The sequence below is a fragment of the Roseobacter sp. HKCCD7870 genome, assembly GCF_037830315.1.
In the GTDB taxonomy this organism is placed as follows: domain Bacteria; phylum Pseudomonadota; class Alphaproteobacteria; order Rhodobacterales; family Rhodobacteraceae; genus M30B80.
The window spans coordinates 623,982-642,192 of record NZ_JBBLYO010000001.1; the positions used below are offsets into that span (position 1 = coordinate 623,982).

Here is an 18,211-nt window from a genome sequence, read left to right on the forward strand (position 1 = left end):
TAAAATCGGTAGAAGAACCCCATTCGGGCTATAGCGCAGCCTGGTAGCGCGTCCGTCTGGGGGACGGAAGGTCGCAGGTTCAAGTCCTGCTAGCCCGACCAGATTTTTTAAAACCGCTCTTGCCCTTTGCGGCGGGGCGGTTTTTTCTTGGGTAAAGGTCAAGGGAGGGTTCGCAATGGCGACAGATCAGACACGGGGCGTGCTGCCAGATCATCGGATTGAGACGATGATCGCAGAAGGTCAGATCACGCTCACTGCCCCACCTGCGGAAACCCAAGTGCAACCTGCCAGTCTTGACCTGCGCCTTGGCCCCGTGGCCTATCGGGTGCGCGCCTCGTTTCTTGCAGGCAAGGGTGCGCGTGTCGCAGATCGGCTGGCCGAATTTGAGATGCATAAAATCGACATCAGCGCAGGCGCCGTATTGGAGAAGGGCTGCGTTTATGTTGTGCCCCTGATGGAGGGCTTAAACCTGCCCCAAGATATCAGCGCCGTTGCCAATGCCAAAAGCTCAACTGGGCGTCTTGACCTTTTGACGCGCACGATCACCGATAGCGGCACAGAATTTGACCGCATCGCACATGGCTATAACGGGCCGCTTTATGCCGAAATTTGCCCGCGCAGTTTCTCGGTTCTGGTGCGGGCCGGCGCGCGACTTAATCAAATCCGCTTTCGCCAAGGGCAAGCGGTTCTCAGCGATGATGAATTGCGCGCACGCCACGCAGAAAGCCCGCTTGTCTCAGGCGAGACAGCTGTGATTGACGAAGGATTGGGGTTCTCGGTTGACCTCAAGCGCGAGAATAGCACCCTTGTCGGCTATCGCGCCAAACCTCATACGGGCGTGATTGATCTCGATCGTATCGGGGCCTATGACGCGCGCGATTTTTGGGAAGAAATCCATACGGATCAAGGCCGTATCATCCTTGATCCCGGTGCGTTTTATATTCTGGTGAGCCGCGAGGAAGTCTCAATCCCGCCCGATTGCGCAGCGGAAATGTCGCCCTATCTGGCGATGGTTGGAGAATTCCGCGTTCATTATGCAGGCTTCTTTGATCCAGGTTTTGGCCACGGCCAACCCGCGCGCGGGGTTCTTGAGGTGCGCTGCCACGAAGCCCCCTTTGTGCTCGAACATGGGCAGGTGGTTGGCCGCTTAGTTTATGAACGGATGGAAAGCCTCCCCAGCACGTTATATGGCCGTGAGATTGCCTCAAACTATCAGGGCCAAGGGCTAAAACTATCCAAGCATTTCAAATAGGCGTCAGACAGAGCGCCCTGCGTAATGCACAGGGTGGGCTGCCAAACCTTCGACCTGTTCAGGGCTTAATTGCCCAAAGGGCAAAACCCACGTGTGGATCGAAAACACCATCGCCCCTGTAAGCGGCAGACGCAGAATAACCTGCCGCTCTGAGCGCAAAAATTCTGGTCGCCTTTCCGGGGTTTTGCGTGGCTGTGCCTCTGAGGCAGGCTGAAACAGAGCGGGGTTTTGATAAAAAAGCGCATTCTGCCGCCAAAGCGGGTGACCCACCCGCACCATATCAAACAGGCGCTGCACGCGCTTGGCCATAACATCATCGTATTTTTCAACGGGAATATGGATCGCGGTCAAAGGCCGCCCAATCTTTTCCGCCAATGTCCAACTGGCGGGAAAGCACAAAACCGCCGCGCTGAGCAGATGCTCGCCCTGCAGGGTATCATGGGTGAGGATGCACAAATCCTCCTGAACAAGACGAGCAGCGGTGATCAACGGGTGATCGGCATCAAGATCAATCACCACCCCATCTGGTCGGGTGATCACGCGGCCTTGATGCGCAAAGCCATCAGGCAGATGCGCGACCACCAGATCGCGTAATTCGGCACAGGCGGCTTCTGCGCCTGTTTGGCATTCAAACACCCGCGCACGATGCGCCGCCAACAGACGATCGCGCAAGGCCATTTGTTCGGCATATCGCTCGTCACGGATCAGCCAATCCGACATCGGCACAGGTTGCACCCCTGGCAGGCGGCGGGTCGCCTCGGCCATCCAAGGCGCGCTTGGCAGATGGTCCTGCAAAATAGGGTCGGATAAGATCCTGTCTGAGATCATTTCACCTCGGCCAATCCCAACGGCAACATGGAGGTGGATTTGATCTCCTCCATCGAAAGCAATGCGGTGACGTTGTAGATTTTCACCTCTGAAATCAAGACCTGATAAAAGGCGTCATAGGCGCGTGCATTGCGCACCCGAACCTTCAAAATATAGTCAATCTCCCCTGCAAGGCGATGCGCCTCCAACACTTCGGGGCGAGATTTGAGGCTGCGCAAAAACGCCTTTTGCCATTCGGCATCATGTTCAGATGTGCGGATCAAAACGAAAAAACACGCCTCAAGCCCTAAGGCATCGGCATCCAATTCCACAGTATGCCGTCCAATAATCCCCGCCTCTTTCATGCGGCGAATCCGCGTCCAAACAGGCGTCTTGGACGAGCCAACACGGCGCGCGATTTCATCCAAAGACAGGCTTGCATCCTCTTGCAGCACTGCAAGGATTTTTCGATCGGTCTCGTCTATTTGAACAGCCATCCGCAAAGCCTTTCATCCACAGAACAGCGATGGGTTATGCGGCATCAATACCGAACATACGTCCCTATCTGCAAGGGGTATCTGCCAAATTTCAGGAAATTGTTCTATATGATGCAGAGTGAACGCGGAGTTTTGACCATGCAGCATTTTCCGATCTTCCTTAATCTCGCGGGACGGCGTGTGATCGTGTCGGGCGGCGGCGAATGTGCCTTGGCCAAGCTGCGCTTGCTGCTCAAGACCGAAGCCCGCATTTGGGTTTTTGCAGCTGCCCCTGCCCCTGCGGTTTTGGATTTGGCTGCCACGGGCAAGATCACCTTGATCAAGCGTGCGCTTGCGGCGGGGGATGCGTTTTGCGCCGCCCTCTTTTACGCCGCAAATGATGATGATGCCGAAGATGCACGCGTCATTCGCTTGGCCCGCGCGGATGGGGCATTGGTGAATTGGGTCGACAATCTCGAAGCATCCGAATTCATCACGCCCGCTATCGTTGATCGTGACCCCGTGACGATTGCCATCGGCACTGAAGGCGCGGCGCCCGTTTTGGCGCGGCGGATCAAGCGAGACTTGGAGGAGAGGTTAAGCCCCGCCCTTGGAATTTTTGCCCGTGTGGCGAAGTCCTTTCGCCCTCAGGTCGAAGCCTTGCCCGAAGGGGCCGCGCGGCGCGGGTTTTGGGCGCGCTACTATGATCAACTCGCACCACGGATCTTTGCGGCGGAGGGTGAAGCCGGTCTTGAGGGTGCACTTGAAACCCTGCTGACAGAGAGCCTGACCGCCGCCGCCCCTTTGGGCGAAGTGCTTTTGGTCGGTGCAGGCCCGGGCGACCCCGAACTTCTCACACTCAAGGCGCGCAAAGCCCTTGATGAGGCCGAGGTGGTGATCCACGACCGCCTAATCTCGCCCCAAATCCTAGAGCTTGCACGGCGCGAGGCGGTGCTGATTGATGCAGGAAAAACGGGCTTTGGCCGTGCGATGAAGCAAGAAGATATTTCTGCCCTTATGGTGGAACATGCGCGCGCCGGCGCTAAGGTGGTACGCCTTAAGGCGGGCGATCCGTGCGTCTATGGCCGCTTGGATGATGAGATTGATGCGCTTTCTGATGCCGATATCCCATGGTCGATCATTCCAGGTATCACGGCGGCAAGCGCCGCCTCCGCGCAAATCGGGCAAAGCCTGACGAAACGGGGGCGCAATTCCGCGCTGCGATTTCTCACGGGCCATGATGTGGCAGGGTTTGCCGAACATGATTGGCGCGGCCTTGCGCGCAGTGGCGAGGTGGCGGCGATCTATATGGGCAAGCGCGGTGCGCGCTTTATCCAAGGACGGCTTTTGATGCATGGCGCACGCCCCGACACACCTGTCACTGTGGTCGAACATGCAAGCCGCGCCGACACTCATGTCATCGATACCGATCTTGCACATCTTGCCCACGCCATTGAGGCCCAAGGCAAAGGTGCGCCTGCGGTGATCCTATATGGGCTTGCGCCGCGCGCCGCGCGCACGGCCCTCAACACTCTCAAAGCGGAGATTGCGTTATGAGCCGTGATTATTCCAAAATCCTGACCGCGAATGACCTGCGCCTTGGCGATGTCGTCTATTGGGCGGCCGACCAAAGATGGGCGCGGGGCATCACCGATGCGGTGGTCTTTGCTGACAGCGCCACGGCCGAGGCCGCGCTTGCCGCAGCCTTCGCGCAAAGCGATCTGGTGGTCGGCCCTTATCTGGTCGATGCCATTACAACGGAAACAGGGCCCGCGCCTGCGCATTTTCGCGAGGCTTTTCGGATGCGCGGCCCCTCAAACTATCCCCATGGCAAACAAGAACAAGCGCAAGGGTAAGGCAGATGTATCGCTACACTGAATTTGACGAAAGTTTCCTGCGCGCCCGCAACGCGCAATTCCGCGCGCAAGTGGCCCGCCGCCTGTCTGGCGAATTGACCGAGGATGAGTTTAAACCTCTGCGCTTGATGAACGGGCTATATCTGCAGCTTCACGCCTATATGCTGCGCGTAGCGATCCCCTATGGCACGCTCAATTCAGCACAGATGCGCGCCTTGGCGCGGGTCGCACGGCAATGGGACAAGGGCTATGGCCATTTCACCACGCGCCAAAACATCCAATTCAATTGGCCAAAATTAGACGATGTGCCCGATATTCTGGATGCTTTGGCCGAAGTTGGCCTTCACGCCATCCAAACTTCGGGGAACACCGTGCGCAATGTCACTGCAGACCATTTTGCAGGGGCCGCTGCAGATGAGATTGCAGACCCTCGCCCCGTGGCCGAATTGATCCGCCAATGGTCAACCGATCATCCCGAATTTCAATTCCTGCCGCGGAAGTTCAAAATTGCCGTAACAGGCAGCCCCAATGACCGTGCCGTCACCGCCGCCCATGATATCGGTCTGCGCCTTGTCGCGCGTGAAGGCGAGATTGGCTATCAGGTCTTGGTCGGGGGCGGCTTAGGTCGCACGCCTATGATCGGCAAGGTTTTGGCAGAGTTTCTGCCCAAGGCGGATCTTCTGCCCTATATTGAGGCAATTGTGGCGGTTTATAACCTGATCGGGCGGCGAGATAATAAATATAAGGCCCGCATCAAGATCACCCTACACGAGACAGGCTTGGACGAAATCAAACGCCTTGTCGAAGAGGAATTCATACCCCGCCGCGCGGCATTCAAAGGGGTTGATCAACGCCTTTTGGCAGAAATTCGGGGCCATTTTGCACCCCCTGAGTTTATCAAAGGCGACAACGGCGCCCCAACCCTAAGCCCCGCTTTGCGCGCCTTTATCGACAGCAACGTAACGGCACACCGCCATCCAGATTACGCCATTGTGACGGTTTCGATGAAATCCCATGGCGCGACACCCGGTGATGCCACCGCCGCGCAAATGGAGGTCTTGGCCGATCTTGCCGAAACCTATGGGCACGACGAGCTGCGCATCAGCCACGAACAAAACGTGATCCTGCCCCATATTCCCCGCGCAGCCCTGCCTGATCTCTATCAGCGGCTGAAGGCTGTGGGTTTGGCCACGGCCAATATCGGGAAGATCTCGGATATTATCGCCTGCCCTGGCATGGATTACTGCGCCTTGGCCACGGCGCGCTCTATTCCTATTGCGCAGGAAATCGCCACGCATTTTCGCGATATCGGGCTAGAGGAGGAAATTGGCGCGCTGAAAATAAAAATCTCAGGCTGCATCAATGCCTGCGGGCATCACCATGTGGGCCATATCGGGATTTTGGGCTTGGATCGTGCAGGGGTCGAAAATTATCAAATCACCCTTGGGGGTGATCACACAGAGGCCGCCGCAATCGGCGAGCGCGCAGGCCCCGGATTTTCTGCCGATGCGCTGATACCTGCGCTTGAGCGTCTATTGCGCGCCTATTTGACCTTGCGCGATGGGGCGGATGAGCCCTTCATCACAACCTATCGCCGTGTCGGGCTAGACCCTTTCAAGGCCGCGCTTTATCCGCAGGAGGGCGCGCAAGATGTTGCAGCCTAGCCCCTTTGGCACAGTTCCTGAACGGGTGGCTGTGCTGAACCGCCGCTATGACAAACACGGTGCCACAGCCGTGCTTGAGCATGCGTTGCGGGACGCAGATTGCGGGCGCGTGGCCTTGGTATCCTCCTTTGGGGCGGAGTCTGTGGTGTTGTTGCACATGGTGTCAGTGATTGATCGCACGACACCCGTTTTGTTCATCGACACCGAAATGCTCTTTCCCGAAACCTTAACCTATCAAAACGACTTGGCAGATCATTTGGGCCTTGAGGATGTGCGCCGCATTCACGCCAGCCGCACGATGATTGCGGCCAGCGACCCGCAGGGCGATTTGCATAAAACCAACCCCGATGCCTGCTGCGCCAAGCGCAAGACCGAACCGCTTAAACACGCTTTGGCCCCGTTTGACGCTTGGATCACGGGGCGCAAACGCTTTCAGGCGCAAAGCCGCGCGGCGTTGGAATTCTTCGAGAATGAGGCCGAGATGAGGATCAAAATCAACCCGCTGGCCCATTGGGCGCGCGAGGATGTGCAGGACTATATCACCAATAACCGCCTGCCCCGTCATCCGCTTGTGGCGCGGGGCTATCCGTCTATTGGCTGCGCCCCCTGCACGAGCCCCGTTGCCGAAGGCGAAGACCCGCGCGCGGGCCGTTGGCGCGGGCAGGACAAAGAGGAATGCGGCATCCATTTCGTGGATGGCAAAATCATCCGCCGCAATGTGGCGTGAAAGGGCATATCATGAACACCACCCCCCATATTCTGGTCACCGATCAGGGCTTTACCCCAGAGGCTGCGCGGCCCGCAGAGATGGTCGAATTAAGCGATCCCGCCGCGTTTGACGCGGCCCTCCAGACACCGCAAGGCCATAGCGCGATCTGCATTCCCTTTGGCAGCTTTTCCGATGGCCGTGGCTTTACATGGGCCAAACGCCTGCGCATGGCGGGGTTCTCGGGGCGCTTGCGCGCTGCGGGTCATGTCATTGCGGATCAATACGCCATGGCGCGGCGCGCAGGGTTTGACGAGGTGGAAATCAGCCCTGATCTGGCCCGCAGGCAACCGCAAGAGGCATGGGTGTTTCGGGCCGATTGGCGCGCGCATGATTACCAAAATCGCCTACGCGGCGAATAGCGCCTTTCCCTGACATAAATCAAAGTTTACAACTGCGGGCATATGCTAGGGCTGTGCCCATTCCGAACCATAGGCCAAAGTGACGTGACAGACGCAACATCGACCCTCCCCAAAGCCACCCCCACCCTGCCCGATGCGCAGCGCGTGACCTTTGTGAAACATTGGACGGATCGGCTGTTTTCCTTCCGCGTAACGCGGCCTGCAAGCCTGCGCTTTCGGTCGGGCGAATTTGTTATGATCGGATTGATGGGCGATAACGGCAAGCCACTTTTGCGCGCCTATTCCATTGCTTCCCCCTCCTGGGATGAAGAATTGGAATTCTATTCCATCAAGGTGCAAGACGGCCCCCTAACCTCAAAGCTGCAGCATATCCAAGTGGGTGATGAAATCATCCTGCGCCCCAAACCTGTGGGGACATTGGTGCATGACGCGCTGTTGCCCGGAAAGCGGATTTGGTTCTTTGCCACGGGCACAGGCTTTGCCCCTTTCGCAAGCCTCCTGCGCGAGCCGCAAACCTACGAAGATTATGACGAGGTCATCATCACCCATACCTGCCGCGAAGTGGCCGAGTTGGATTATGGCCGCACCCTAATCGAAGAGATCAGACAAGATGAGCTGTTGCGCGAATTAATCGGTGACGGGTTCGCGGATAAAATCCAATACTACCCCACCACCACCCGCGAACCGAGCCCCAAGATGGGCCGCATCACAGATTTGATGCGGGCAGGCACTGTGTTCGAGGATTTGGGTGTTCCACCCCTCAGCCCCGAATGCGACCGCGCCATGGTCTGTGGCAACCTCGCCTTCAATCTCGAGATCAAAGATATGCTTGAGGGCTATGGTTTGGTCGAAGGGGCCAATTCCAACCCACAGCATTACGTTGTGGAAAAGGCCTTTCTTGACTGATTGCAGCAGCCTAGAAAGTGCCCCCTTGAAAGCCCTTTGGTGGGCCTGTAGGTTGTTAATGCATCATCACTGCAAAACCACAGAAGGACAAAACCCATAGCCCGCAGACCCCACAACGCGCCGCCCAGCCGTGACACTGGCCCGCGCGTCAACGACCGTATCCGCTGCCCCGAAGTTCGCCTGATTGGCGCAGAGGGCGAGAATATTGGGGTGGTCACCCCAGAACGCGCAATGGAATTGGCAGATGAGGCTGGATTGGATTTGGTGGAAATCTCCCCAAATGCTGAACCGCCCGTTTGTAAAATCATGGATTTCGGCAAGTTCAAATATGAACAGCAGAAACGTGAAGCCGAAGCCCGCAAAAAGCAAAAGGTGATCGAGGTCAAAGAGGTCAAAATGCGACCTGGCACCGATGATCACGATTTCGACCGCAAGGTGCGCGATGCCATCAAATTCCTTGAAAATGGGGATAAGGTAAAGGTGACGCTGCGCTTCCGTGGCCGCGAAATGGCGCACCAACAATTGGGCCGTGAATTGCTGGAACGTGTAGCCGAAAAGATTGAAGGCGTGGGTAAGATCGAGAACATGCCCAAGCTGGAAGGTCGTCAAATGGTGATGATGATCGGCCCCGCAAAATAATTTGGACGGGGTCATGGGCCATAGGCCTATGGCACGAAAAAAGCCCCGCTTTCGCGGGGCTTTTTTTTGGATCGTGGTGACCTTAAGTTGCTGCGACAGCGCGCGCGGTCATCACTTTGACCAAATGCGCGCGATAGGCGCCTGTGCCGTGCAGATCAGAGATCATCCCATCCGCTGAAGGGGTCGCCACGCCTTCAAGCGCCGCTGCGGTGAAATCCTTGGACAGCGCCGCTTCGGCCTCCGTCCAACGGAACACGCCCTCGCCTGACGCGCCCGTGACTGCAACGCGCACACCATCTGCGAATTTCGCAACAAACACCCCAACAAGCGCAAAGCGCGAGGCGGGCTGCACGAATTTTTGATAATTCGCCTTTTGCGGCACGGGGAATTTCACCTCGGTGATGATCTCGCCTTCTTCAAGGGCCGTGGTGAACATGCCTTGAAAGAAATCATCCGCAGCGATTTCGCGGCTGTTGGTTTTCACAACTGCACCTGAGCCCAGCACCGCAGACGGGTAGCAGGCAGACGGGTCGTTATTGGCAAGGCTGCCGCCAATTGTGCCACGGTTGCGCACGGCAGGATCCCCGATATGGCCCGCAAGATCAGACAACGCTGGATAAGATTTAGCCACCTCGCGCGCGACCTCTGCATGGGTTGTTGCCGCGCCGATGCAAATCTGGCCTGCATCATTGGTGCAAATGCCCTTCATCTCTTGAATGCCTGTGAGGCTGACCAAGGTTTCAGGCATGGCAAGCCGCGCTTTCATCGTGGGGATGAGGGTCTGCCCTCCGCTGAGCGCCTGACCGCCTGCGCCAATGGCCGCAACCGCGTCTTTGATGGTGCTTGGGCGGGTAAAGTCGAAATTATACATATCCCGTTTCCTCTGGTTCCAAGGGGCATGGCCCCTCTTTGACGTTTATGGTGCGCGGGTCAGAGCACCGACCCGCGCGTGCTTTCTTTAGCCCTGCATTGCTTGCCAGACGCGGTGCGGCGACAGGGGCATATCAATATGCGCCACGGCATGACCGCCGCGGTTCAACGCATCGACAACCGCATTCACCACCGCAGGGGGCGAGCCGATTGCCCCCGCCTCGCCGCAGCCTTTCACGCCCAACGGGTTATGGGTGCAAGGGGTCTGACAGGAATGATCCACCTTGTAGAAGGGCAGATCATCGGCGCGTGGCATCGCATAATCCATATAGCTCGCCGACAAGATTTGCCCGTTCTCATCATAGCTGACCCCTTCAAGCAGGGCCTGACCAATCCCTTGACCGATCCCGCCATGCACTTGGCCATCCACGATCATCGGGTTGACGATGTTGCCAAAGTCATCGGCGGCCGCAAAGGCCATGATCTCGACCTTGCCCGTGTCAGGATCAACTTCCACCTCACAGGCATAAGCGCCCGCAGGAAAGGTGAAGTTGGACGGATCATAAAAGGCCGTCTCCTCAAGACCGGGTTCGATCTCATCCAGCGGATAGTTATGCGGCACGTAGGCGGCCAAGGTCACATCGCCCCAAGCCACCGATTTATCCGTGCCTGCCACTGAGAATTGACCATCTTTCAATTCAATATCGGCCTCAGACGCCTCCATCAAATGAGCCGCGATTTTCTTGGCCTTGGCGATGATCTTTTCCGTGGCGCGCACCATGGCAGAGCCACCCACCGCCAAAGAGCGCGAGCCATAAGTGCCCATGCCCATCGGCGTGTTGGCTGTATCGCCATGCACGATTTCAACCATGTTTTCATCAATGCCAATCATATCGGCCACAACTTGGGCAAAGGATGTCTCATGACCCTGCCCATGGCTGTGACTGCCTGTCATGACAACAAGCCCGCCCGTGGCATTCACGCGCACAGTGGCCGATTCATAGAGGCCCGCGCGCGCGCCCAACTGACCGACCAATTGCGAAGGCGCAATACCACAAGCCTCGATATAGGAGTTGATCCCAAGACCACGCAGCTTGCCGCGCTTTTTGGCTTCGGCAGCACGGGCATCAAACCCTTTGCGGTCGATCATCTCCATCAGCTTGTCCATGGTGGCCTTATAATCGCCCGTGTCATATTGCACGGCGACAGGTGTCTGATAGGGGAATTCGGTGACGAAATTCTGCCGCCGCAATTCCACAGGATCCACGCCCAATTCACGCGCCGCTTTGTCAATCACGCGCTCAAGCTGGAAGGTGGCCTCAGGCCGCCCCGCCCCGCGATAGGCATCGACTGGCACGGTGTTGGTGAATACCGCCTTCACATTTACATAGATCAGCGGGGTTTTGTAATTGCCCGCCATCAAGGTGCCATGCAGCCAAGTTGGAACCGAAGGCGCGAAGGTGGACAGATACGCGCCCATATTCGCATAGGTTTCAGTGCGAATAGCGGTAAAATTATTGTCCTTATCCAAGGCAAGTTCGATTTTGGTCACATGGTCACGGCCATGCGCGTCAGACATAAACGCCTCAGAGCGCGAAGATGTCCATTTCACGGGCCGTTTAATCGCTTTGGCCGCGAAGGTGCAAAAGGCCTCTTCTGCGTAATGGAAAATCTTTGAGCCAAACCCACCCCCCACGTCAGGGGCAATCACGCGCAGCTTATGTTCAGGGATGCCAAGCACGAATGCGCCCATCAACAGGCGGATCACATGGGGGTTTTGCGAGGTGGTATAGAGGGTCGATTCATCGGTGCCTTTATTGTAATCACCAACCGCAACGCGCGGCTCCATTGCATTGGGTGCAAGGCGTTGGTTCACAAGTTCTAGCGTAGTGACATGCGCCGCGTTCTTGATGGCCTCATCCACCGCTGCGCGGTTGTCTTCGACAAAGCCCCAATCGTAGCAAAGATTGTCAGCCAGATCGTCATGCACTTTCGGCGCGCCTGCAGCGACCGCCTTTTTCATATCGATTACGGCAGGCAATTCTTCGATATCGACCTCGATGGCCTCGGCCGCATCGCGCGCGGCAGCTTGGCTTTCGGCCACAACGGCGGCAATCGGGTCACCCACATGGCGCACTTTCCCTTGGGCAAGGATTGGGTGCGCGGGCTCCTTCATAGGGTTGCCCTCGCGGTCGGTCACCTGCCAGCCGCAGGGGATGGTGCCCACCCCTTCAAAATCTGCGCCGGTAAAGATCCGCACCACGCCTGGCATTGCAGAAGCCGCTTTGGTGTCGATGGATTTAATCCGACCATGCGCCACATCCGAGCGCAGGAAATAGACATAAGCCTGTCCATTGAGATTGATATCATCGGTGTAGCGACCGCCACCCGTCAGAAATCTAAGGTCTTCGCGCCGCTTTGACGCGGCCCCGATGCCACTATCTTTTGGCATGGTCATTCCTCCCTTGGGTTCTGTCACGCCCACCTGACGATCAGGCAGGCCATTATGTTCTGATTACCTACCCTCGGACCTCCTCCGCCCGAAGGGATGGCGTTTATTCTGCAGCCATCGCCGCGACATCTTGGCCCGAGGCCGCAAGGATCGCTTTGACGATGTTATGATAGCCCGTGCAGCGGCAGATATTGCCTTCAAGATAGGCGCGCACTTCGCCCTCGGTGGGCTTGGGGTTTTCTTTAAGCAAGGCAGCTGCAGTCATCACCATACCAGGTGTACAGAACCCGCATTGCAGGCCATGATGCTCTTTGAAGGCGGCTTGGATCACCGAGAGCGAGCCATCAGGATTGGCCATGCCTTCGATTGTAGTAACCTCTGCGCCCGCGACATCCATCGCCAGAACTGAGCATGATTTTATCGATTTGCCGTCCACATGAACGGTACAAGCCCCACACTGGCTGGTATCACAGCCCACGTGGGTGCCTGTCAGACCAAGTTTTTCGCGCAGCACCTCAACAAGAAGTGTGCGGCCTTCGACCTCGGCTGACATTTCCTTTCCATTTACTGATAGTTTGACCGTCGTCATTCGATCCTCCCTGAACGATTGCTGTTATCCAAACATGGATTTTGCCAATGGCAAAACAAAAAAATGCATTCGCGCCAATTTGCCCCCTCAAACCCGCGTGAGGGGGCTATCGTCTGCGTCCATCACGGGGCTGTGGCCGCGTGGGAATTTCCTTTAACAAGCCCCCAACCCCCATCGCGCCAATTTCTTCGGCGCTTGGCGGATGGCCACAGATAACCCGCTCCAATACCCAATCTGCCCCATTCAAGGCGGGACTGCGCGCGCAGCCGGGCAAGCCTATGACAGGGATGTCTGCCAATGCGCCCAAAACCAAAAGATTACCTGGATCAACCGGCATTCCAAACCGCGCCACCTGCCCCCCCGCGCCCCGCAACGCGGCGGGCATCACATCATCAATGTCAGATGTGGCAGAGGCGGTGAGGATTAAGATCAGGCTTGTCTTTGCTTGCGCAATCTCAACCTCAAGCGCGGCTTTGTCATGCGGGCAGATGCGGGTGACTTTGAGGTCAACCTGCAACGCAGCGAGACGCGCCTCAACCGCAGCGATAGATTTCGCCTCAAGCGCGGCCGCCTTCTGTCCCTCATGGCTCGTGAGGATCAGGGTGGCCGAAGAAATCTGCGGCGCGATATGGGCCAATGCCCCACCACGGGCCGCCTCTTCCGCGGCTAAGAGCGCGGCCTCTGGCACGGCATAAGGAATGATCTTGATTGTGGCGACCATCATCCCCTTTGAAACCCGCTGCCATGGTGGCAGGGTTGCCACTGTGATGCGGGGGTCAATCGCATTCACCGCCGCGATTTTTGCGGCATCCACCGACACAATGCCCGCGCCGCGACTGCGCAGATTGACCCGCCCTGTAAAGGCGGCTTCAATCTCAAGGCCCGTATCGGCCCCGCATAATGCATGCGCCAATCGCGCAGCGGCGGTGTTTTCATCGACATCGCCCGCCTCCATCGCGGCAACTGTCACCTCGGCCACCCCCGCGGCCTGCAGCGCGGCGATATGATCTGCCCCAAGGCGCGTGCCCTTCCGGATCACCCCCCCTTCAACGGGCACGGAATGGGCCAAGATCGCGCCCATCCCTTCGACTATAGGACGCGGCCCAAACTTCATGATGTGCGCAACCTTTCAGTGATTTGCGCCATGATCGAAATTGCAATCTCTGCGGGGCCCATCGCCCCAATATTCAGACCAACAGGGGCATGGATGCGCGCAATAGCCTCGGCACCAAAGCCTGCCTCGGTCAGGCGATCCACCCGATTTGCATGGGTGCGCGTTGAGCCCAAGCAGCCCAGATAAAACACATCGGCCCGCAGCGCGGCCATGATTGCGGGATCATCAAGCTTGGGATCATGGGTCAAGGTCACAACGGCCGTGCGAGCATCAAGCCCGATTTCATCCAAGGCCTCATCGGGCCAAGCATCGAGCAGTTGCACCGCCTCAAATCGGGCGGTCGAGCCAAAGGCGGGGCGCGGATCAACCAGCGTCACATCATACCCTGCCATTTGCGCCATTGGGATCAGGCTTTGCGCGATATGCACCGCCCCCACAACGACCATGCGCAACGGCGGGTTGTGGATTGCGATATAGCGCAAGCCCTCGGCATCAAGACCCGATTTATCCTTGGCGAAGGCCTCGCTCAGATCGGGTGCTTCTGCGCGTTCCACGACCTGCGGCGGGGCTTCGCCCGTGACATCGCTGATCAAGGCCACCGCATGGCGGGCCGCACGGGCCACAACGAGATCACGCAAGATGGCCTCGGGCAAGGCCCCGCCAATGGGCTGAAGCAGAATTTTGATCCGCCCCCCACAGGCCAAGCCCACAGCAAAGGCTGCATCATCAGAAACCCCAAATTCCAACAGCTTGGGCGCAGCGGCGTGGGTGGCAAGCATATCCTGCGCCTCAAGAACCACAGCCCCTTCGACACAGCCCCCCGATACGGAGCCTTGCATCTCGCCATCGCCTGCAACCACCAATTGGCTGCCCACACGGCGCGGCGCGCTGCCCCATGTCTCCACCACAGAGGCCAAGACCGCACCGCGACCCGCGCGATGCCATTCAAGCGCCAATTCGGGCATATTTTCCATCATGACCCCTCCCTTTCAACCTCAGCTTGCCGCATCGGATAGCATCCGCGCAAGCCGTGCTTTTTCGTTGAAATCCCCGCGCGCATTCAGCGCCTCGGCCAAGCCCTGCAATGCCGCGATATTGTGCCCCGCGCGGAACATATCAACATGGGGCAAAATGGCACGAATGCCTGCGGCCTTTGGCGCAAACCCCTCCCAACGCAAAAGCGGGTTAATCCAGATCAGCCGCTTAGACGACAGGCTAAGCCGCTGCATAGCGCTCGATAACAGTTCGGGATCATCCCGATCCAGACCATCTGTGATCAAAAGCACAATCGCGCCTTGCCCCATGACACGGCGCGACCAATCGCGGTTAAAGCGGTCGATGCAATACCCAATGCGCGTGCCGCCTTCCCAATCTTGCGCCTCCGCTCCCGCAGCGGCCAGCGCCGCATCCACATCGCGCCCTCGTAAGTGGCGGGTGATATTGGTGAGCCGCGTTCCAAAGGTGAACCCATAGACCTTTGACCACCCCGCCCCTTTCGCGTTTGAGAGCGCGTGCAGAAAATGCAAAACCGCACGGCTATAGGCTGACATCGACCCAGAGATATCGCAAAGACAAATCAAGGCAGGCATCCTTTCGCGCCGCGCCTTGCGCGCGAAGCCTTGCATTTCGCCGCCATGGCGCATGGCTTGGCGCAGGCTTCTGCGCCAATCGGGCTTGGTGCCATTGGCATCAGCCGCGTATCGGCGGGTCAGCAGCGGTGGCACGGGCAGGCTCAAACGCGCCAAAATACGCTGCGCCTCAGCCATTTCAGTCACGGACATTTGTTCAAAATCAAGGCTGCGTAAGCGTTCTTCACGGCTCATCGTCAGGCTTGCGTCAATTTCGATTTCCGTGTCCTGCGGGCGATCCTCGCCTTTTATATCGGGGACCTCGGGCGTGATTCCGTCTAGCAAACTTTCTGCCGCGCGCTTTTCGGCGGGTTTGGCTTGGCGTTCTTCCGCCACGCCGCGAATAGCGGGCAGCATCAAGGACATCATATGTTCCATGTAACGCGGATCCCGCCAATAGAGGCGGAAGATCTGCGCAAAAATTGGCAAATGCTCGGGGCGCGTGCAAAAACAGGCACGCAAAGCATAGAAAAACGTATCCCGATCCGTAAAACCGACACTGGCCAAGGCGCGCGCCGCATCCATCACACGCCCTGACCCCGCAGGCAGACCCGCCACGCGCAAGGCGCGCGCAAAATGCGCAAGGTTGCGCAAAAGCTGCGGATTGTCGGGCAGATCAAGCGGGGCGTATTCCATAGCGCCCTAGCCCAAATCGGCGCGGATTTCGTCCAAGATACGCTTGGCCTCAGACCCTTGCAGCCGCGCGATATCGTCTTGATATTTCAAAATCGCGCCAAGCGTATCTGCAATCACCTCAGGCGATAATTCGATCACATCAAGCGCAAGCAGACATTTCGCCCAATCAATCGTTTCTGCAACACCTGGCTTTTTGAATAGATCTTCGCTGCGCAGGCGCTGCACGAAGGCCACAACCTCGCGCGAGAGTGTATCTGCCGCCTGCGGCACACGGGCGTGCAAAATCTCCATCTCACGGGTGATGTCGGGATAGTCGACCCAATGATACAGGCACCGCCGTTTGAGCGCGTCATGCACCTCGCGGGTGCGGTTTGATGTCAAGATGACGATGGGCGGCTCTGGGGCTTTGATCTGGCCAAGTTCGGGGATTGTGACCTGAAAATCTGACAGCGCCTCAAGGAGGAACGCCTCAAAAGGTTCATCTGTCCGGTCAATCTCGTCAATCAGCAAAACAGGCGCCCCTGCGGGATCAGGGCGCATGGCCTGCAACAAAGGCCGTTCGATCAAATAATCTTGTGAGAACAAGTCAGCGGTCAAGCTTGCGCGATCTGCGCCACCCGCTGCCTCGCTTGCGCGGATGGCAACCATCTGTGCGGCAAAATTCCATTCATACACGGCAGAGGCCGCATCAAGCCCCTCATAGCATTGCAAACGGATCAGGCGGCGGCCCAACATTGCGGCAATAGATTTGGCAATTTCTGTTTTCCCCGTGCCTGCCGCGCCTTCTAAAAACAACGGCCGCCCGAGGGTGAGGGCAAGATAGGCAACCGTGCCCAACGATTTGCCGCAGATGTAACCTTCGGCGCTTAACCCTGTGCGCAATGCTTCAATTGATGGGGGAATTGCCGTTTGGTGTGATGACCCGCGCATGCTGCCTCCCGCAATGTGTCGCCCCTATCAACGCCAGAGAATAGCCTGCGGTCAAGCCTGTGCAAAATCCTTTTGTTCCGCTTTGCTCGGCTGCTAGGATCTCACAAGGTTACCGACACAAAAGAAGCAGCGGCGAGAGCAGCAGGATGTACCCCCACCGACAGCGCGCTTAGCTCTTGGCAAGGCTGCCGGAATTTTGTAGCGCAAGGGGCATGACATACTCCCTGACCCTTCGCCGCCCCGATGATTGGCATTTGCACCTGCGCGATGGCGCAATGCTGCGCGCCGTATTGCCCGAAACCGCGCGCCATTTTGGTCGCTCAATCATCATGCCGAACCTTATGCCACCCGTGGTCACGGGGGACGATGCCCGCGCCTATCGCGACCGCATTTTGGCGGCCCTGCCCGATGGCATGACCTTCACGCCATTGATGACATTGTACCTAACCGAAGGCACAGATCCCAACGATCTGGCCTCTGCGCATGCGGCGGGGCTAATCACGGCCGTGAAGCTTTACCCTGCAGGGGCCACCACAAATTCCGCCTCAGGCGTGCGCGACATCGGCAATGTGCGCGCCGTTTTGGAAAGGATGGCAGAGATTGGCCTGCCTTTGTGCATCCATGGCGAGGTCACGCGCCATAATGTCGATATTTTCGACCGCGAAAAAGTGTTCCTAGATACGGTTCTTGATCCGCTGCGTCGTGATATTCCTCAACTCAAAGTGACGCTTGAACATGTCACCACAAGCGATGGCATTGACTATGTGCGCGAGGCGAGCGGCGATATTGCGGCCACCATCACAACGCATCACCTGATGATCAACCGCAATCATATCCTGGTAGGCGGGATCAAGCCGCATTACTACTGCCTGCCTGTGGCCAAACGCGCGACCCATCAAGAGGCGCTGCGCAAAGCCGCTATTTCGGGAAATCCGCGCTTCTTCCTTGGCACGGACAGCGCCCCCCATACCGACCCCAACAAAGAAAGCGCCTGTGGCTGTGCGGGATGTTTCACCGCAACCAACACCATGGCCTGCCTCGCCCATGTGTTCGAGGAAGAAGGCGCGCTTGATAAACTTGAGGGCTTCGCCTCGCTATTTGGCCCAGCGCGCTATGGTCTGGCCCCGAATGACACGACGATCACCTTGGTCAAGGAAGACACCCCTGTGACCTATCCCGCGAAAATCGAGACAGAAGATGGGCCTGTCACTGTCTTTGACCCAGGCCATCCACTGTTTTGGCGGGTTCTCGACCAATAAAGGAG

The 18,211-nt window shown here is 57.7% G+C and carries 18 protein-coding genes and 1 tRNA gene; 10 read left to right on the top strand and 9 right to left on the bottom strand.

The window, feature by feature from the left end; genetic code table 11:
• Positions 1-24 precede the first annotated feature (24 nt).
• Positions 25-101 (top strand) — tRNA-Pro (locus tag AAC637_RS03215).
• A gap of 74 nt (positions 102-175) precedes the next feature.
• The gene (locus tag AAC637_RS03220; RefSeq protein ID WP_340302285.1) at positions 176-1,252 is read left to right on the top strand and encodes a 2'-deoxycytidine 5'-triphosphate deaminase; all 1,077 of its coding nucleotides are present in this window, start codon (positions 176-178) and stop codon (positions 1,250-1,252) included.
• Positions 1,253-1,255: 3 nt separating this feature from the next.
• On the opposite strand, the gene AAC637_RS03225 is transcribed toward AAC637_RS03220, so the two are convergent.
• Both AAC637_RS03225 and AAC637_RS03230 read right to left on the bottom strand, forming a co-directional pair.
• Positions 1,256-2,017, bottom strand: a complete 762-nt coding sequence (locus AAC637_RS03225; RefSeq protein WP_340302286.1) for a heme-dependent oxidative N-demethylase family protein — start codon at positions 2,015-2,017, stop codon at positions 1,256-1,258.
• 59 nt (positions 2,018-2,076) lie between these two features.
• Positions 2,077-2,556 (bottom strand): Lrp/AsnC family transcriptional regulator, encoded by a 480-nt coding sequence (locus tag AAC637_RS03230; RefSeq protein ID WP_340302287.1) that lies wholly within the window; start codon positions 2,554-2,556, stop codon positions 2,077-2,079.
• A gap of 138 nt (positions 2,557-2,694) precedes the next feature.
• Here AAC637_RS03230 and cysG point away from each other — a divergent pair, with 138 nt between their 5' ends.
• The 7 genes from cysG (at position 2,695) to infC (ending at position 8,728) form a co-directional block, all read left to right on the top strand.
• Positions 2,695-4,092, top strand: a complete 1,398-nt coding sequence (cysG, locus tag AAC637_RS03235) for a siroheme synthase CysG (RefSeq protein WP_340303132.1) — start codon at positions 2,695-2,697, stop codon at positions 4,090-4,092.
• Positions 4,089-4,391 (top strand): DUF2849 domain-containing protein, encoded by a 303-nt coding sequence (locus tag AAC637_RS03240; protein WP_340242887.1) that lies wholly within the window; start codon positions 4,089-4,091, stop codon positions 4,389-4,391. Before cysG ends, AAC637_RS03240 begins: the two co-directional genes overlap by 4 nt.
• Positions 4,392-4,396: 5 nt before the next feature.
• A complete protein-coding gene (locus AAC637_RS03245) occupies positions 4,397-6,055 on the top strand; it encodes a nitrite/sulfite reductase (RefSeq protein WP_340302288.1) in 1,659 nt (552 codons plus the stop codon).
• Positions 6,042-6,782 carry a phosphoadenylyl-sulfate reductase gene (locus tag AAC637_RS03250; protein WP_340302289.1) on the top strand — a complete coding sequence of 247 codons (741 nt, stop codon included), beginning with the start codon at positions 6,042-6,044 and terminating at the stop codon, positions 6,780-6,782. The genes AAC637_RS03245 and AAC637_RS03250 overlap by 14 nt, the downstream gene beginning before the upstream one ends.
• Positions 6,783-6,793: 11 nt before the next feature.
• The gene (locus AAC637_RS03255; protein ID WP_340302290.1) at positions 6,794-7,183 is read left to right on the top strand and encodes a DUF934 domain-containing protein; all 390 of its coding nucleotides are present in this window, start codon (positions 6,794-6,796) and stop codon (positions 7,181-7,183) included.
• 42 nt (positions 7,184-7,225) lie between these two features.
• A complete protein-coding gene (locus tag AAC637_RS03260; protein WP_340302291.1) occupies positions 7,226-8,089 on the top strand; it encodes a ferredoxin--NADP reductase in 864 nt (287 codons plus the stop codon).
• Positions 8,090-8,185: 96 nt separating this feature from the next.
• Complete coding sequence (infC, locus tag AAC637_RS03265) at positions 8,186-8,728, top strand: translation initiation factor IF-3 (RefSeq protein ID WP_411567085.1); 543 nt, start codon at positions 8,186-8,188, stop codon at positions 8,726-8,728.
• A gap of 82 nt (positions 8,729-8,810) precedes the next feature.
• Here infC and AAC637_RS03270 read toward each other — a convergent pair whose 3' ends face one another.
• From AAC637_RS03270 to AAC637_RS03300, 7 genes are all read right to left on the bottom strand, one after another.
• Positions 8,811-9,599 carry an FAD binding domain-containing protein gene (locus AAC637_RS03270; RefSeq protein ID WP_340302292.1) on the bottom strand — a complete coding sequence of 263 codons (789 nt, stop codon included), beginning with the start codon at positions 9,597-9,599 and terminating at the stop codon, positions 8,811-8,813.
• 87 nt (positions 9,600-9,686) lie between these two features.
• Positions 9,687-12,050, bottom strand: coding sequence for a xanthine dehydrogenase family protein molybdopterin-binding subunit (locus AAC637_RS03275; protein ID WP_340302293.1), 2,364 nt, complete (start codon positions 12,048-12,050; stop codon positions 9,687-9,689).
• Between the two features lie 103 nt (positions 12,051-12,153).
• Entirely contained in the window at positions 12,154-12,639 is a 486-nt protein-coding gene (locus tag AAC637_RS03280; protein ID WP_340302294.1) for a (2Fe-2S)-binding protein, read from the bottom strand.
• Positions 12,640-12,745: 106 nt separating this feature from the next.
• On the bottom strand, positions 12,746-13,753 hold the full coding sequence (locus AAC637_RS03285) for a molybdopterin-binding protein (RefSeq protein WP_340302295.1): 1,008 nt from the start codon (positions 13,751-13,753) through the stop codon (positions 12,746-12,748).
• A complete protein-coding gene (locus tag AAC637_RS03290) occupies positions 13,750-14,727 on the bottom strand; it encodes an XdhC family protein (RefSeq protein ID WP_340303133.1) in 978 nt (325 codons plus the stop codon). The genes AAC637_RS03285 and AAC637_RS03290 overlap by 4 nt, the downstream gene beginning before the upstream one ends.
• Positions 14,728-14,748: 21 nt before the next feature.
• The gene (locus AAC637_RS03295; RefSeq protein ID WP_340302296.1) at positions 14,749-16,017 is read right to left on the bottom strand and encodes a vWA domain-containing protein; all 1,269 of its coding nucleotides are present in this window, start codon (positions 16,015-16,017) and stop codon (positions 14,749-14,751) included.
• Between the two features lie 6 nt (positions 16,018-16,023).
• Positions 16,024-16,947 carry an AAA family ATPase gene (locus tag AAC637_RS03300; RefSeq protein ID WP_340302297.1) on the bottom strand — a complete coding sequence of 308 codons (924 nt, stop codon included), beginning with the start codon at positions 16,945-16,947 and terminating at the stop codon, positions 16,024-16,026.
• 212 nt (positions 16,948-17,159) lie between these two features.
• On the opposite strand from AAC637_RS03300, the gene pyrC reads away from it, so the two are divergent.
• Complete coding sequence (pyrC, locus tag AAC637_RS03305) at positions 17,160-18,206, top strand: dihydroorotase (protein ID WP_340302298.1); 1,047 nt, start codon at positions 17,160-17,162, stop codon at positions 18,204-18,206.
• Positions 18,207-18,211 lie beyond the last annotated feature (5 nt).